This is a genomic window from Luteimonas sp. A534 (genome assembly GCF_054072805.1).
This window is the reverse complement of the sequence record NZ_JBSVRR010000003.1, coordinates 409,949-423,572: the sequence shown is the minus strand read 5'-3', so window position 1 is coordinate 423,572 and position 13,624 is coordinate 409,949. Positions and strand designations below refer to the sequence as shown.

General features: G+C 70.7%; 18 protein-coding genes. 13 read left to right on the top strand and 5 right to left on the bottom strand.

Translation table 11 applies throughout. The features are described 5' to 3' along the window. Nucleotides 1–167: 167 nt before the first annotated feature. The gene (locus ACW5F0_RS10205) at nucleotides 168–854 is read right to left on the bottom strand and encodes a hypothetical protein (protein WP_456963824.1); all 687 of its coding nucleotides are present in this window, start codon (nucleotides 852–854) and stop codon (nucleotides 168–170) included. Between the two features lie 81 nt (nucleotides 855–935). Between ACW5F0_RS10205 and ACW5F0_RS10200 the strand changes: the two genes are divergently transcribed. The 7 genes from ACW5F0_RS10200 (at nucleotide 936) to ACW5F0_RS10170 (ending at nucleotide 5,966) form a co-directional block, all read left to right on the top strand. Further along, nucleotides 936–1,757, top strand: a complete 822-nt coding sequence (locus tag ACW5F0_RS10200) for an arginyltransferase (protein WP_456963823.1) — start codon at nucleotides 936–938, stop codon at nucleotides 1,755–1,757. Continuing rightward, nucleotides 1,724–2,986 carry an endonuclease/exonuclease/phosphatase family protein gene (locus tag ACW5F0_RS10195; protein WP_456999658.1) on the top strand — a complete coding sequence of 421 codons (1,263 nt, stop codon included), beginning with the start codon at nucleotides 1,724–1,726 and terminating at the stop codon, nucleotides 2,984–2,986. Before ACW5F0_RS10200 ends, ACW5F0_RS10195 begins: the two co-directional genes overlap by 34 nt. Nucleotides 2,987–3,067: 81 nt before the next feature. Further along, nucleotides 3,068–3,418, top strand: coding sequence for a roadblock/LC7 domain-containing protein (locus ACW5F0_RS10190; RefSeq protein WP_456963821.1), 351 nt, complete (start codon nucleotides 3,068–3,070; stop codon nucleotides 3,416–3,418). A gap of 27 nt (nucleotides 3,419–3,445) precedes the next feature. Then, nucleotides 3,446–3,940: a PAS domain-containing protein gene (locus ACW5F0_RS10185; protein ID WP_456999657.1), complete on the top strand. Its 495-nt coding sequence runs from the start codon at nucleotides 3,446–3,448 to the stop codon at nucleotides 3,938–3,940. After that, nucleotides 3,937–4,686: a PhnD/SsuA/transferrin family substrate-binding protein gene (locus ACW5F0_RS10180; RefSeq protein ID WP_456999656.1), complete on the top strand. Its 750-nt coding sequence runs from the start codon at nucleotides 3,937–3,939 to the stop codon at nucleotides 4,684–4,686. Before ACW5F0_RS10185 ends, ACW5F0_RS10180 begins: the two co-directional genes overlap by 4 nt. Before the next feature lie 6 nt (nucleotides 4,687–4,692). After that, a complete protein-coding gene (locus tag ACW5F0_RS10175; protein WP_456999655.1) occupies nucleotides 4,693–5,352 on the top strand; it encodes a hypothetical protein in 660 nt (219 codons plus the stop codon). Next, on the top strand, nucleotides 5,349–5,966 hold the full coding sequence (locus ACW5F0_RS10170) for a hypothetical protein (RefSeq protein ID WP_456963818.1): 618 nt from the start codon (nucleotides 5,349–5,351) through the stop codon (nucleotides 5,964–5,966). The genes ACW5F0_RS10175 and ACW5F0_RS10170 overlap by 4 nt, the downstream gene beginning before the upstream one ends. Nucleotides 5,967–5,976: 10 nt before the next feature. Here ACW5F0_RS10170 and ACW5F0_RS10165 read toward each other — a convergent pair whose 3' ends face one another. Further along, nucleotides 5,977–6,345, bottom strand: a complete 369-nt coding sequence (locus tag ACW5F0_RS10165; RefSeq protein WP_456963817.1) for a hypothetical protein — start codon at nucleotides 6,343–6,345, stop codon at nucleotides 5,977–5,979. Between the two features lie 139 nt (nucleotides 6,346–6,484). Between ACW5F0_RS10165 and ACW5F0_RS10160 the strand changes: the two genes are divergently transcribed. The 5 genes from ACW5F0_RS10160 to rnk all read left to right on the top strand — a co-directional run bounded on the left by ACW5F0_RS10160 (nucleotide 6,485) and on the right by rnk (nucleotide 9,513). Continuing rightward, on the top strand, nucleotides 6,485–7,351 hold the full coding sequence (locus ACW5F0_RS10160) for an SPFH domain-containing protein (RefSeq protein WP_456963816.1): 867 nt from the start codon (nucleotides 6,485–6,487) through the stop codon (nucleotides 7,349–7,351). Nucleotides 7,352–7,360: 9 nt separating this feature from the next. Further along, complete coding sequence (locus ACW5F0_RS10155) at nucleotides 7,361–7,543, top strand: Arc family DNA binding domain-containing protein (RefSeq protein WP_456963815.1); 183 nt, start codon at nucleotides 7,361–7,363, stop codon at nucleotides 7,541–7,543. Continuing rightward, on the top strand, nucleotides 7,540–8,145 hold the full coding sequence (locus ACW5F0_RS10150) for a hypothetical protein (protein WP_456963814.1): 606 nt from the start codon (nucleotides 7,540–7,542) through the stop codon (nucleotides 8,143–8,145). The genes ACW5F0_RS10155 and ACW5F0_RS10150 overlap by 4 nt, the downstream gene beginning before the upstream one ends. 10 nt (nucleotides 8,146–8,155) lie before the next feature. Continuing rightward, the gene (locus ACW5F0_RS10145; protein ID WP_456963813.1) at nucleotides 8,156–8,974 is read left to right on the top strand and encodes a M15 family metallopeptidase; all 819 of its coding nucleotides are present in this window, start codon (nucleotides 8,156–8,158) and stop codon (nucleotides 8,972–8,974) included. A 128-nt stretch (nucleotides 8,975–9,102) separates the two neighbouring features. Continuing rightward, complete coding sequence (gene rnk / locus ACW5F0_RS10140) at nucleotides 9,103–9,513, top strand: nucleoside diphosphate kinase regulator (RefSeq protein WP_456963812.1); 411 nt, start codon at nucleotides 9,103–9,105, stop codon at nucleotides 9,511–9,513. 30 nt (nucleotides 9,514–9,543) lie between these two features. Here the strand turns inward: rnk and hda are convergent, their stop codons facing one another. The 3 genes from hda to ACW5F0_RS10125 are packed head-to-tail and all read right to left on the bottom strand — an operon-like array spanning nucleotide 9,544 to nucleotide 12,460. Further along, nucleotides 9,544–10,239, bottom strand: a complete 696-nt coding sequence (gene hda / locus ACW5F0_RS10135) for a DnaA regulatory inactivator Hda (protein WP_456963811.1) — start codon at nucleotides 10,237–10,239, stop codon at nucleotides 9,544–9,546. Next, nucleotides 10,236–11,381 carry an AI-2E family transporter gene (locus ACW5F0_RS10130; protein ID WP_456963810.1) on the bottom strand — a complete coding sequence of 382 codons (1,146 nt, stop codon included), beginning with the start codon at nucleotides 11,379–11,381 and terminating at the stop codon, nucleotides 10,236–10,238. The genes hda and ACW5F0_RS10130 overlap by 4 nt, the downstream gene beginning before the upstream one ends. A gap of 11 nt (nucleotides 11,382–11,392) precedes the next feature. Further along, a complete protein-coding gene (locus ACW5F0_RS10125) occupies nucleotides 11,393–12,460 on the bottom strand; it encodes a DUF2066 domain-containing protein (protein WP_456963809.1) in 1,068 nt (355 codons plus the stop codon). Nucleotides 12,461–12,489: 29 nt separating this feature from the next. Here ACW5F0_RS10125 and purM point away from each other — a divergent pair, with 29 nt between their 5' ends. Beyond that, nucleotides 12,490–13,620, top strand: coding sequence for a phosphoribosylformylglycinamidine cyclo-ligase (gene purM / locus ACW5F0_RS10120; protein WP_456963808.1), 1,131 nt, complete (start codon nucleotides 12,490–12,492; stop codon nucleotides 13,618–13,620). Nucleotides 13,621–13,624: the final 4 nt, after the last annotated feature.

Here is a 13,624-nt window from a genome sequence, read left to right as displayed (position 1 = left end):
CAGCGCCGGGGGACATGAGCACTCAAGGGCCTTGGCACCCGGCGCCCGAGAGGATCAATGGCGCGCCATTCCCTCAGTTGGGAGAAGAACCAAAAAAAGCCCGCGCCGTGAGGCGCGGGCCCGGCACCGGTCGAACCGGCGCCACCCCATCAGCGGGAACGCTTCACTCAGCGGCGCTTGCCGGCCTCGAGCTCCGCGCGGCCAAGGAAGCCGTCACGGTTGTCGTCCATCCACGCGAAGCGCTTGGACAGGCGCGGCATCTTCTCGTCGACCTCGACCCGGCTGAGCTTGCCGTCCTTGTTGAGGTCGGCCGCGACGAAGGCTTCGGCGAAGCGCTCGGCATGCTTCTCGCGCATCTGCTGCCGCATGCGGTCGCGATGGGCCATCGCCTCGCTGCGGACGATGTAGCCATCCTTGTCGGCATCCATGGCATCGAAGTCGAACGCCATGCGCGGGCCGCGTGCCATGCCGTCCCGGGCAGGACGTCCGGGCCGATCGGCGCGCGTGCGGCGCGGGGCTTCGCCGGCGCCGGCCTTCTCGCGCTCGGCGATGCGCGCTGCATGCGCCTGCTCGCGGGCGGCCTTGGCGGCGTCGAACTCGGCGCGGCTGATGCGGCCATCTTCGTCGGCGTCCATGCGCTCGATGCCGCCGCGCATGGCGTGGCCACCGCGATGGCCGAAGTGGCCCCTGCCATGGCGCGTGGCGCGCCCATCCTTGCCGGCCGCGCGCGGGGCGTCGGTGGCGGCACCGGCCGCCGGAGCGGCGGGCGTGGAGGACTGGGCGACCGCCAGGCCGGCAGTACCAACGGAAGCCACGGCCAGGGCGGTGGCGAAGAACAGGGCATGACGCTTCATGCGTGACTCCTTTGCTGGCAGCGGCATTGCTGCAGGTGTCCAGTCAACGCATGGCACCTCTTGAAGTTGACGGGCGCGCGGATGCGTTCAGCTGCCAGCCGGTTCGCAGCGCCTGCAACGCGGCGCAGTATCCTGCGCGCATGTACCGCGCTGTCCTCGCTTCGCCACGCCGGGCCCGCCATGGCTGAGCCCGCACCGCTGCGCCTGTTCCATACCGCCGAACACCCCTGCGGCTACTGGCCTGAACGCACGGCGCGCGACCTGGTGCTCGATCCCGGCGACCCGCGCCTTGGCGAGTCCTACGCACGCGCGCTGCAGTGGGGCTTCCGCCGTTCGGGCGATATCGTCTATCGCCCGCACTGCCACGGTTGCCGCGCGTGCGTGGCGGTGCGCATCCCCGTTGCCGAATTCGTGCCCGACCGCAGCCAGCGCCGCTGCCTGGCGCGCAACGCCGATGTGCAGGCGCGGATCCTTCCCGCCGGCGAGTCGGCAGAGCGCTTCGAGCTCTACCGCCGCTACCTCACCGGCCGCCACCCCGGCGGCGGCATGGATGACCATGGCAAGGCGGAGTTCGCGCAGTTCCTGGTCGGCAGCTGGTCGCAGGGCCGCTTCCTGGAACTGCGCGCGGGCGGGCGGCTGCTGGCGGTGGCTGTCACGGACCTAGTGGATGATGCGCTGTCGGCGGTCTACACCTTCTACGACCCGGGCGAGGCCGCGCGCGGGCTGGGCACGCTGGCGATCCTGCAGCAGATCGACTGGGCCCGGCGCGACGGGCGCCGCCACCTCTACCTCGGCTACTGGATTTCGGGACACATGAAGATGGATTACAAACGCAGGTTCCAGCCCCTCCAACAGTTCGACGGTCGCGGATGGCGCCCCCTCCCACGCGGCGGCGAAGCATGAGCACGCGCCTGCTCGCCCTGCTCTGCTGCGCGATCCTTGCCGGATGCGTGCGCGTCAACATCCACGAGGATCCCGACCAGGCCATGACCCGGACCAGCACACTGCGCGTTGCCAGCTACAACGCCTCGCTCTATTCCGACGAAGCCGGCGGCCTGCTGCGGCGACTCCAGTCCGACGATGCCGACGCGCGCAAGGTCGCGGCGGTGCTGCAGCGCGTGCGCCCGGACGTGGTGCTCGTCAACGAGTTCGATTACGACGCCTCCGGCCGCGCCGCGGATGCCTTCCAGCGCGACTACCTCGAGGTTCCGCAGGCCGGTGGCGGCGCTGCGCTGCGCTATCCCTACCGCTACATCGCGCCGGTGAACACCGGCGTGCCCAGCGGCCTCGACCTCGACCGCAGCGGCCACGTCGGTGCCGCGCTGCCGGTGCCCGGGGAAGACGCGGCCGCCGCGCGCGGGCGCGGCAACGACGCCTGGGGCTACGGCCTGCACCCGGGCCAGTACGGGATGCTGCTGCTGTCGATGCACCCGATCGACGCCGCCGCCGCGCGCACGTTCCAGCTGCTGCCGTGGAGCGCCATGCCCGGCGCCGCCCGCCCCGTCGATCCGGACACCGGTGCGCCGTGGCACGACGATGCGACCTGGGCACGGCTGCGCCTGTCCTCGAAGTCGCACTGGGACGTGCCGGTACGCACTCCGCTGGGCACCGTGCACATGCTGGCCTCGCATCCGACGCCGCCGGTCTTCGACGGCCCCGAGGACCGCAACGGCGCACGCAACCACGACGAGATCCGGCTGTGGAACGAGTACATCGGTGGCGGCGACGCGTCCTGGCTGTGCGATGACGGCGGCCGCTGCGGCGGACTGGCGGCGGACGCACGCTTCGTGATCCTCGGCGACCTCAACAACGATCCCGCCGACGGCGACGGCAGGCACGAGGCGATCGTCGAACTGCTCGAGCATCCACGCGTGCTTCGCATGGCCACGCCACGCAGCGCGGGCGGTGCGCACGCCGGTGCCGGACGCGCGGACCGCCGCGGCAATCCGGCGCATGCCACCGGCGACTTCGGCCCACGCGTGGGTCCGCTGCGCCTGGACTATGCCCTGCCCTCGACCGGCTTCGACCTGGTCGACGCGGGCGTTTTCTGGCCTGCCCCGCACGAAGACGGCGCCGGCGTGGTCGACGGCAGCGACCATCGGCTGGTCTGGGTGGACCTCGCCGTGCATTGACCAGAATCAACAGGGGTCGGCAGCCCCCGCCACAAAATGTGGCGATTCCCCACGTACGGCTGCCTCCCCATGCGAATGCACGTGTTCCAGAAAACCCTGGACGATCTCAATGGCTCCTCGTCCGACATCGAAGCGTCGGCACTGATTTCAGTCGACGGCCTGATGATGGCCGCCTCCATGCCCCAGTCGATGGACGAGGATCGCGTTGGCGCGATGTCGGCCGCGATGCTGTCGCTGGGCGAACGCACCGCCCGTGAACTCGCGCGCGGCTCGCTGGAGCGCGTGCTGGTCCAGGGCGAACAGGGCTGCGTGATCATGACCTCGGCCGGCCCGGAGGCCGTGCTGACCGTGCTGGCCAAGCAGAACGCCCGCCTCGGCCTGATCTTCCTGGACATCAAGCGCGCCGCGCACGCGTTCTCGCAGTCCATCTGACGGGGCGTGACGATGCCACTCCAGGACATGGCCGAACCAGGCCTGCCGTTCGAATCGGCGCGACTCGACTTCCACGATGGCAGCACGCGGCAGGTCCACTGGACCGACGTGGAGACGCCCTTCCCCGAAGGCCGCCTGATCGTGTCGAGGACCGATCTCGACGGCGTGGTCACGCATGCCAATGACGCGTTCGTGGAGATGAGCGCCTACGAGCGCGACGAACTGATCGGCGCCCCGCACGCCATCCTCCGCCACCCGGAGATGCCCAGGCGCGCTTTCCAGGATCTCTGGGACACGCTGCGTTCCGGCAAAAAATGGAATGGCTACGTCAAGAACCTGCGCAAGGACGGCGGCTATTACTGGGTGTATGCGACCGCGATCCCCAACGTGCGCAACGGCACGGTCGTGGGCTATTCCTCGGTACGTCGCAAGCCCTCGCGGCGGAAGATCGAGGAGCTGATCCCGGTCTATCGGCAATGGTGCGAGGAAGAGCGCACGGCGCTCACCGGAGCCGGATCATGACGCTCAATTTCCTGGTCGCGCCGGACTTCCCGCCGCAGCATTTTCCCGGCTGGCACATGCTCAACACCGTGCTGCAGCGGCGCTCCGGGATCGGCCTGCACCTGCTGCTGCCCTCCGGCGCCGGGGAACAGGCCCGGATGGTGGCCGAGGACCGCGCCGACCTGGTCTACGCCAATCCCTTCGACGCCAGCGGACTGGTGCGCGACAAGGGCTTCCTGCCCGTGGTGCGGCCGGTCAACCGCCCCGACGAGATGGTGATCGCGGTGGCCGAGGCATCGCCCTGCCGGACGGTCGAGGACCTGCGGCCGGGCAACACCATCGTGCTCACCGACAACCGCGACGTGAAGCTCATCGGCCTGCGCCTGATCGAACCCGCCGACCTCGTCGATGCCGACCTGGCGTGGCACGAAGTCGACAGCTACCAGGCCGCCGCCCGGCAGCTGATCCAGGGCAAGGCGAACGCCGCCTTCTTCCTGGCCAGCGCCTTCCACTCGCTGTCGCGGCTGACCCGTTCGCAGATGCACGTGGTGATGGAAAGCCGCCTCCGTGACATCAGCCACGTCGTGCTCGCGCATCCGCGCATGGCTGATGACCTTCCCCTGATAAGCGACGCGCTGCTCGCCTTGGGCAATGACGACGCAGGTCGCGAGGTGCTGGATGCCGTGGGCCTTGGCGAAGGCTTCGAGGCGATCGGAAACGAGGACACCGAGTTCATGATCGACCTCATGGACACCTTGCTGGAGTAGCCGCGAATGAGCGCTGACCCCACCCGCGCCGCGCGCGAAGCCTTCCGCGCAGGCACGCGCCGCATCCGGTCCGAGCCCACCGACGCCGCAGTGCACTTGACGCGCCTGGGCGCAGCCATGCGCATGGAGGGCAGCGAGCCGGTGCAGGGCGCGCTGGCCGACCTGTTCCACGCGCTTCCCGCCGCGGCGGGAAGCATCCACCTCACGGCGCTGCAGCTCGCGGCGCCGCGCCTCGGGCAACACGTCGCCGACGCGTTCCGCCGCCTCTGCCAGGGCCGGACCCTGGCGGCCGTGCACCCGTTGGCCACGCGCTGGTCGGTGCTTTGCCAGCCTTCGGCCGAGGTCCCCGCGCGGGTCCGCCGGACCAGCCCCGATGAGTCCAGGCGGCGCGCGACGCAGGTGGTGCAATCCCTGTGCGAGGGCGGCCCCCTGGAAGCTTCGCGGATGGAGCGCGAATTCCTGGAGCACTGCATTTCCTGCCAGGACAAGCTGGCTTTCATGCTTGCCACGCGTGAACTCCGCCGCCAGCAGGTGTGGCTGGCGGCCAGCTGGCAGCAGGCCGCCAGCTGGCTCGAGCAACATGACAGCAACGGCAGCCTGGATCGCGGCGCCAGCATCACCGTCGAGGGCGCTCTGGCCCCGAGCGACAGGGAGACAACTGCATGAACCACGACGCCGAATGGCTGACCCTTACGCCGCAGGGCGTGCTTCACGCCTTCGACCGGCCGGATCCGGATCCGGCACGCCGCGCCCTGCAGGGGCTGCTGGCCGGGCGCCAGGCGCCGACCCGCGCCGCCTGGTGCGAGACCGCGGGACCCGATGCGCCGGCAGTGCTGGCCGATGCGCTGGAGCGGCACTGGATACAGCCGCTGCGGCGCTGCGTGGCCGGACCCGACATCCGCCTGGATGATTTCGCCCAGCACGTGATCGCGCCGCTGTCGGGTGAGCGCCGCGCGGTACTGGCCTCGGAATCCGGATTCAGCCTTGGCCACGCCGGGCTCAGCCAGGACGAAGCCGATGCGACCGCCGCCGCAGCCGCCGACTTCTCAGGTTACGCACTCCGCCAAGGCCAGCGCGGCTGGGACGGCGCCCAGCGCAGCGTGTCGTTCTTCCGCGATCCGCAGATGCTGCTGCCCGAGTGGAGCTTCGTCCCGTTCTGGGTGGACGGCAGCGGCTACTGGCTGGCGATCGGCGGCGAGCCCCTGCTCAACAACCTGGCCATGGTCGAACTGGTGTGGAGCATCCGCCTGGCGGCCAACCGCTTCGCCGCGCCTGCATAACGCGGCGCGATCAGGGGGCAGGCTTGCCGGCGGCGTCCGCGTCAGCCGCCGGCGCCGGGGAATCCGTAGCGGGCAGCGCCACCATCGGTGGCGGCGCCTCGTAGCTGCGCGGCCCGAAGCCGAACATGCCGCCGCTTTCGCGCGACACGATCATCCGCACCATCGACGACGGCACCATTAGTTCCAGCGTGATGTCCTCGCCCGTGGGCATCCGGCCCTTCATCGTCAGCTCGATCAGCGCGCCACCGGTGTCGATCTCATCGCAGGGCACGTGCGGCCCCACCACGGGGCTGTCCTGGAGATAGGGTTTGATGGCGTCCCCGAGGGCTTCGAGCGCCTGCGGGAAGAAAAACACGGCGTAGCCGTCGCGGCCTTTCATCAGTGGTGGGCTCCCGGAATCGATGCCGGCATCTTCGCAGGTTGGTGCCACGACCGCGCCGCCGGGGTTGACAGATAGATATCATATTGATATCAAATCATCTCGCCTCGCTACCTCCACCGCACTCCCGGAGACCGCCATGAAGGAAAATCCCGTCCGCTCGTTCCCCGGCATCCCGATGCTGCTTGCGCTGCTCGCCATCGTCCTGGCCGGTGGCTGGCTCGTCTTCCAGGCCACGACCCCGGGTGGCACGGCCTTCCATCTGGTGGCCGGCATCATCGCCGCCGCCGTCGCCGGGCTCTGCCTCCTCGGCCTGTACATGGTCGAACCCAACCAGTCGGCGGTGCTGAGCCTGTTCGGCAAGTACGTCGGCACCGTCCACGAGAACGGCCTGCGCTGGAACAACCCTTTCTTCACCAAGCGCAAGGTCAGCTTGCGCATCCGCAACTTCGAAAGCGGCAAGCTCAAGGTCAACGAGCTCGATGGCAGCCCGATCGAGATCGCCGCGGTGATCGTGTGGAAGGTGGTCGATTCCGCGGAGGCCGTGTTCAACGTCGACGACTACGAAAGCTTCGTGCACATCCAGTCCGAGGCGGCGCTGCGCGGGATGGCCACCAGCTATCCCTACGACCAGCACGAGGACGGCCAGATGTCCCTGCGCAGCCATGCGGCCGAGATCTCCATCGAGCTCAAGCGGCACCTGGACGAGCGCCTGGGTTCCGCGGGCGTGGATGTCCTGGACGCGCGCATCAGCCACCTCGCCTACGCACCCGAGATCGCGCACGCGATGCTGCAGCGGCAGCAGGCCAATGCCGTGGTCGCGGCGCGCACGCGCATCGTCGCCGGCGCCTGCGGCATGGTGGAGCTGGCGCTGGCCGAACTCGAGCGCAGCGGCGTGGTCACGCTGGACGAAGAGCGCAAGGCCGCGATGGTCAGCAACCTGCTGGTGGTGCTGTGCAGCGACCGTGGCGCACAGCCAGTGGTCAACTCCGGCTCGCTGTACTGATGGCGCGCCGTGGCTGAGAAGAAGGCCTACCCGCTGCGCATCAACGCCGAGGTGCTGGCTGCGGTGCAGCGCTGGGCGGACGATGACCTGCGCAGCGCCAACGCGCAGATCGAATACCTGTTGCGCGACGCCCTGCGCAAGGCCGGGCGGCTGCCCGGACCGGACACGAAGAAAATGGAGGATCGCCAATGAGCGCTGCACACCGGAGCCACCGCGACGCCAGGACTGCGGGCGACGGTCCGCTGGCACTGGTCCAGGCGTCCCCGCGCGCGAAAGCCTGGCTGTTCGCGCTGGTGGTCGCGCTGCCGCTGGCGCTTGTCGGCATCGTTGAACTGTCCGGCGGCCGCGGTTCCGCCGAGGGCGGCACCGCCCTGGCGTGGCGGGCGGGCGCCGGCGTCGCCGGACTCTGCGTGCTGCTGTGGGCAGCGCTGGTCATCCTGGTGCGCCGTCACCGGCTGCGGTTCGACGCCGGCGGGATGGAGGTCGCAACCACCTTCTACAGCCGGCGCCTCGCCCTTGCCGAACTCGGCCTGGACGCCGCGCGCGTGGTCAACCTGGATGAGCGCCCCGACGTCCGGCCGATGCTGCGCACCAACGGCCTCGCCATTCCCGGCTTCCGCAGCGGCTGGTACCGCCTGCGCAACGGCCACCGCGCCCTGGTCGCCACCGCCGGTGGCCGGCGCCTGCTGTGGATCCCGACCGCCGCCGGCCACGACCTGCTGCTGCAGCCCGGGGACCCGCAGGCGCTGCTCGACCGGCTGCGCGCGATGGCGGCCGCCGCCACGAGCCGCTAGCCTCCCTGCCATGCGCGGCCACGCACCCATCCTCGCCAACACGCCGGACATCGAACTCTGGCCCGGCGGCCTGCTGCGCGCGCGCGGCAACCGCGACGCGCGCGCCCTGGCCCGCGCACGCACCGTCCTGCGGCGCAAGCGCGACGGCACCCTGCTTGCCGCCGACCTGCCCGAGGGCCTGTTGCCGCTGGTCCCGCGGCTGGCCCGCGAGCCCGGCCTGGATGCCGCCCTCGACGCCCTCGAGCACCCGCCACACCACGCCACGCGCAACGGCATCGACGCGGTGCCCAGCCTGCAGCCGACCGGCCTGCGCGCGCGCCTCGAGGCCCTGGACATCGACGGCGACGCCTACGCGGAGCGCACCGGGCTGGCACTGGAACCCGAACCGGCGTGGCTGGCATCCGCCGGCCACGACCGCTACCGCCGCGCCCTGTGGCTGCGCGTGGATGCGGCGCGCGGCTGGCGCCACCTGGTCGACGCCGCACGCCGCGACGGCATCGTGCTGGAAGCCGTCTCCGGCTACCGCAGCCACGACTACCAGGCCGGCATCATCGAGCGGAAGCGCGCCCGGGGGCTCGGGATCGCGGACATCCTGGCCGTCAATGCCGCCCCGGGCTGGTCGGAGCACCACTCGGGCTGCGCCGTCGACATCAGCGCCCCGGGCGAACCCGCCGCCGAGGAGTCCTTCGAGGCCACCCCCGCGTTCACCTGGCTCCAGGCCAATGCCGGCGCGCTCGGCTTCACCCTGAGCTACCCCCGTGGCAACCCCCACGGTATCGTGTACGAGCCCTGGCACTGGCGCTTCGGAAACAGCTCGCGCGACGATTGAGAATGCGGCCGGCTGCAGCTACATTGGATGCCAAGGAAACATCGTAGCCACCAGTACCCCCGCGCCCCGGCCGACGCGAGTCGCCCGGGGCGCGCTGCTGCGGCAAACGCATTGCAGGAGACGCACGCGTGAACACCCGACCCAAGATCACCATCTCCACGCTGGACTCGGAGCGCCTGGAAGCGCTGCTCGAGTCCCTTCCCGACGGCGCCTTCCCCGGCCGCGACGCGCTCGAAGCCGAGCTGCTGCGCGCCGACGTGGTCCCGCCCAAGGACGTCCCCGGCACCACGGTCACCATGAATTCGACCGTGCGCTTCCGCGTGGGCCCGGACGAGAGCTTCCAGCTCACCCTGGTCTACCCGCGCGACGCCAACGGCAGCGCCGACCGCATTTCCGTGCTCGCACCCGTCGGCAGCGCCCTGCTGGGCCTGTCCCAGGGCGACGAGATGGAATGGCCCAAGCCCGGCGGCGGCAGCATCAAGGTGCTGATCGAGGAAGTGACCTACCAGCCCGAACGCGCCGGCGAATACCACCGCTGAGGTCGACGGCCGCCAGCAGGCGGCGAACCGTCAGGCGCCGCTGGCGCCCAGCACTTCGCGCAGGAAGGGCACGGTCACCCGCCGCTGCGCGGCCAGCGAGGCCCGGTCCAGCGCATCCAGCTGGGCGGTGAGCCCCGCGAGGTCGCGCCCCGCGCGCCGCAGCAACCACGTGATCGCGGCCTCGTCGAACTGGAGGCCGCGGCGCCGTGCGCGCAGGCGCAGCACCTCGGCGCGGCCGACGTCGTCCAGCGGCTGCAGGGCGATGCGCGCGCACTGCGCCAGGCGCGAGCGCAGGTCGGGCAGCCCGAGCGGCAGCGTTCCCGGCGCCGCCGTGGCCGTATAGAGCACGCCGCCCCCCGCGGCGCGCGCACGGTTGTGGAAATCAAACAGCGCGAGCTCGTCGTCGCGGCGTCCGGCGATCGCCTCGAGCCCGTCCAGCGCCACCAGCCCCAGTCCGTCCAGCGCTTCCAGCGCCTGGTCCAGCCGCCCTGCCGCGGTCACCAGCGGCAGGTAGGCCGCACCGCGTCCAGAGGTTTCGACAGCGGCGCAGGCGGCCAGCGCCAAGTGGGTCTTGCCGGTGCCCGGTGCACCGTCCAGGTACAGCCAGCCGCCGCTGCCGGCGGCCAGCGCCTGCAACTGTGCGAGCGCGCCAGGCGGCGCGCCGACGAAGGTTTCGAAACGCTGGTCGGGTGGGTAGCGCAGCGCCAGCGGCAGCTGCCTGCTCACGCGTCGTCGCGGCCCGGCCCGGAGTCCGTGCCCACCAGGATCTCCGGGGCGTCGCCCGCGCGGCCCGCGTAAAGCCGGCTCGCGGTGTAGCGCTCGTGCGCGAAGCGCAGCAGGACGTTCACCACCGCTGCCGCCGGCAGCGCGATCAGCATGCCGACGAAGCCGAACAGCACCCCGCCGGCCATCACCGCGAAGATCACCGCCACCGGATGCAGGCCGATCCGGTCGCCGACAAGCTTCGGCGTCAGCCAGTAGCTCTCGATCACCTGGCCGAGCGTGAACACCACGGCCACGCCCAGCAGGTGCTTCCAGTCCCCGTATTCGATCAGCGCCGCGACCACGCCGAGCACGATGCCGGTGGCCGGACCGATGTAGGGGATGAAGGTGAACAGCCCGGCGATCAGGCCGATCAGCAGGCCCAGCTCCAGGCCCACCAGCCACAGGCCGATGCCGTACATCACGCCCAGGATCACCATCACCAGGAACTGTCCGCGCAGGAAGCCGCCGAGCACCTCGCTGGATTCGCGCGCCAGGCGCGTCGCCGTCGCGACGTGGTCGCGCGGGATCATCGACTCGATGCGTTCGACCATGCGGTCCCAGTCGCGCAGGAAGAAGAACGTGATCACCGGCAGCAGCACGATGTTCGCCACCCAGGTCAGCATGGCGACGCCGGAGCGGGAGACCACGCCCAGCGCGGTGGCGGCGATGCCGCCGGCGCGTTCTGAGTGCTCGCGGAAGTACTCCATCAACCGCTCGGGGTCCATCCAGCCATCGATGTCGATCCCGGTACGCGCCTCCAGCCAGGGCAGCGCGGTCTGCAGCGTCCAGTCCCAGTAGCCCGGCAGGGCTTCGCCCAGCGTGCGGACCTGCGCCACGATCAAGGGCACCAGGATCACCAGCGCAAGCACCAGGAACAGCAGCATCACGGTGAACACCATCACCACGGCCACGTTGCGCGAGCGCCCGGACTGCTCGAGGCGATCGACCAGCGGATCGCCCATCCAGGCCAGCAGCGCGGCAAGCACGAACGGCGTCAGCACCGCGCCCAGCCGCCAGACCAGCCAGCCGACCGCGAACAACAGCAGTGCCCATTGCAGGCGCACGAGGAAGCGCGAAACCACCTGGTCGGCGTGTTCGTTCATGGGTCCGGGCCTCAGCGCAGGTGGAACTCGGGCGGCACGCCCTCGATGTTGGCGCCGGATTCGACCAGGATCGCGTCGTCAAGCACGCGGCGGAAACCCTCGAGTCCGGTCAGCAGGTCGAGCTCCAGCTCCAGGCTGTTCGGCGTTGCGCGCAACGGCCGGATCCCGCGCACCACCGAAGTCGACTGCAGCCACGAGGACAGGCGCACGAAATCGTTGCTGCTGTTGATCCCGGTCACCACCATGCGCTCGATGGCGGGTTCGCCCACGGGGCTGGCCTTGGCGTAGCGGCGCACCAGGGCATCGGCTGCGCCGTCCGCACCCGAGGCGATGACGCGGCGGGCGAGCGCGTCTTCGTTCGACCAGGTCGCCAGCACGCGGCCGTCGTCGACGAAGGTCCAGTCGGCCTTCCAGCCCGCACCTGCGCGGTAGAGCTTGCCGATCAGCTGCATCGGCGGGCGGTAGCGCGCGGACAGCCGCGATACCGCAGCGGTGTCGCCGCGCCAGATCGCGCCCACCACGGCCTTCTCCGCGGCACTGCCACCCGGCAGCCCCAGGCGGTAGCCACGTTCGATGGCACGGTCGAGCACCGGCCGGGCGACGTTGTTCTGCCCCACGGCGACCAGGCGCGGGCCGCTGCCGTCATCGATCGCCAGCCACAGCACCGGCTTGGGACGGGGCTCCGGCCAGACAGGCAGGCCCAGCGCGCCGGCGATGGCATTGACGTCTTCCTCGCGGAAGCGCACCACCAGCATCGTGGTGTAGGTCGGCGAACCCGCGGCCGAACGGCCCTCGTCCTGGCGGTAGTCGTAGCCCTCGACGAAGTCCCCGGCGCGGCGCAGTTCGCGCGAGACGCCGGGACGGTTGGCGACCCCGGCGTCGCCGGACATCTTGCCCAGCACCTGCGCCAGCGCCCGGGCGAAGCCCGACTGGCGCGCGGATTCAGCCTGGCTCCCGACCGCGACCTCGGCCTGGTACATGCCGCTGGCCCCGGCGCGGTCGCCCTCCATGCGCTGCGCGTGCGCCCATCCGGGGAGCAGCAGCGCAAGCAGCAACGTGATCAGCAACGCCTTGGGCATCATCGTTCCAGGGACCGTGTCAGGCCGGAATGGTGCCGCAGCGGCGCCCCCGCGTCCATGAAGACGGCTCCGGGACTGCTAAAATCGACGCTTTCCCGCTCCGGCGAGCCATCGTGACCAGCCCCACTCCGCTGACCTACCGTGATGCAGGCGTCGATATCGATGCCGGCAATGAAGTCGTCGAACGCATCAAGCCGCTGGTGAAGCGGACCTTCCGCCCCGAGGTGATGGGCGGCCTGGGCGGCTTTGGCGCGCTGTTCGACCTCTCGGGCAAGTACCGGGAGCCGGTGCTGGTCTCGGGCACCGACGGCGTCGGCACCAAGCTCAAGCTCGCGCAGCAGCTCGGCCGCCACGACACGATCGGCATCGACCTGGTGGGCATGTGCGTGAACGACGTGCTGGTGCAGGGCGCCGAGCCGCTGTTCTTCCTCGACTACTTCGCCACCGGCAAGCTCGACATCGACACCACGGTGGCCGTGGTCGGCGGCATCGCCAAGGGCTGCGAACTCGCCGGTTGCGCGCTGATCGGCGGCGAGACCGCCGAGATGCCGGACATGTACGGCCCGGGCGAGTACGACCTGGCGGGCTTCACCGTCGGCGCCGTGGAGAAGTCCGAACTGCGCGACGGCGGCCGCGTCGCTGCCGGCGACGTGCTGATCGGCATCGCCTCCAGCGGCCCGCATTCCAACGGCTACTCGTTGGTCCGCCGCATCTACGACCGCGCCGGCCGCCCCGGCGATGTCGACCTCGACGGCGTGCGCCTGGAAGACGCGCTGATGGCGCCGACCGCGCTGTACGTGAAGCCGGTGCTGGAACTTCTGCGCGGGGCCGAAGGTGCGTCGATCCACGCCATGGCGCATATCACCGGTGGCGGCCTGACCGAGAACATCATCCGCGTGGTGCCCGATGGCCTGGCGCTGGACATCGATGCCGGTGCCTGGACGATGCCGGCGGTGTTCGACTGGCTGCAGCGCGAAGGCGCGGTGGCGCGCGAAGAGATGTGGCGCACCTTCAACTGCGGCATCGGCTTCGTGCTGGTGGTCGATCCCGCGCGTGCGGCGGCGGTGTCCGCGGCGCTCGACGCGCTGGCACTGGCGCACTGGACGATCGGCAGCGTGGCACCGGCAACTGCCGGCACGGCGCGCGTGCGCATCGGCTGAGCGC

What these genes read in the sequence shown, in the direction of transcription:
- ACW5F0_RS10205 (WP_456963824.1), bottom strand. Translation starts at nt 854, where the DNA reads ATGAAGCGTCATGCCCTGTTCTTCGCCACCGCCCTGGCCGTGGCTTCC.
- ACW5F0_RS10200 (WP_456963823.1), top strand. Translation starts at nt 936, where the DNA reads ATGCGTTCAGCTGCCAGCCGGTTCGCAGCGCCTGCAACGCGGCGCAGT.
- ACW5F0_RS10195 (WP_456999658.1), top strand. Translation starts at nt 1,724, where the DNA reads ATGGCGCCCCCTCCCACGCGGCGGCGAAGCATGAGCACGCGCCTGCTC.
- ACW5F0_RS10185 (WP_456999657.1), top strand. Translation starts at nt 3,446, where the DNA reads ATGGCCGAACCAGGCCTGCCGTTCGAATCGGCGCGACTCGACTTCCAC.
- ACW5F0_RS10180 (WP_456999656.1), top strand. Translation starts at nt 3,937, where the DNA reads ATGACGCTCAATTTCCTGGTCGCGCCGGACTTCCCGCCGCAGCATTTT.
- ACW5F0_RS10175 (WP_456999655.1), top strand. Translation starts at nt 4,693, where the DNA reads ATGAGCGCTGACCCCACCCGCGCCGCGCGCGAAGCCTTCCGCGCAGGC.
- ACW5F0_RS10170 (WP_456963818.1), top strand. Translation starts at nt 5,349, where the DNA reads ATGAACCACGACGCCGAATGGCTGACCCTTACGCCGCAGGGCGTGCTT.
- ACW5F0_RS10165 (WP_456963817.1), bottom strand. Translation starts at nt 6,345, where the DNA reads ATGAAAGGCCGCGACGGCTACGCCGTGTTTTTCTTCCCGCAGGCGCTC.
- ACW5F0_RS10160 (WP_456963816.1), top strand. Translation starts at nt 6,485, where the DNA reads ATGAAGGAAAATCCCGTCCGCTCGTTCCCCGGCATCCCGATGCTGCTT.
- ACW5F0_RS10150 (WP_456963814.1), top strand. Translation starts at nt 7,540, where the DNA reads ATGAGCGCTGCACACCGGAGCCACCGCGACGCCAGGACTGCGGGCGAC.
- ACW5F0_RS10145 (WP_456963813.1), top strand. Translation starts at nt 8,156, where the DNA reads ATGCGCGGCCACGCACCCATCCTCGCCAACACGCCGGACATCGAACTC.
- ACW5F0_RS10130 (WP_456963810.1), bottom strand. Translation starts at nt 11,381, where the DNA reads ATGAACGAACACGCCGACCAGGTGGTTTCGCGCTTCCTCGTGCGCCTG.
- ACW5F0_RS10125 (WP_456963809.1), bottom strand. Translation starts at nt 12,460, where the DNA reads ATGCCCAAGGCGTTGCTGATCACGTTGCTGCTTGCGCTGCTGCTCCCC.
- purM (WP_456963808.1), top strand. Translation starts at nt 12,490, where the DNA reads ATGGTGCCGCAGCGGCGCCCCCGCGTCCATGAAGACGGCTCCGGGACT.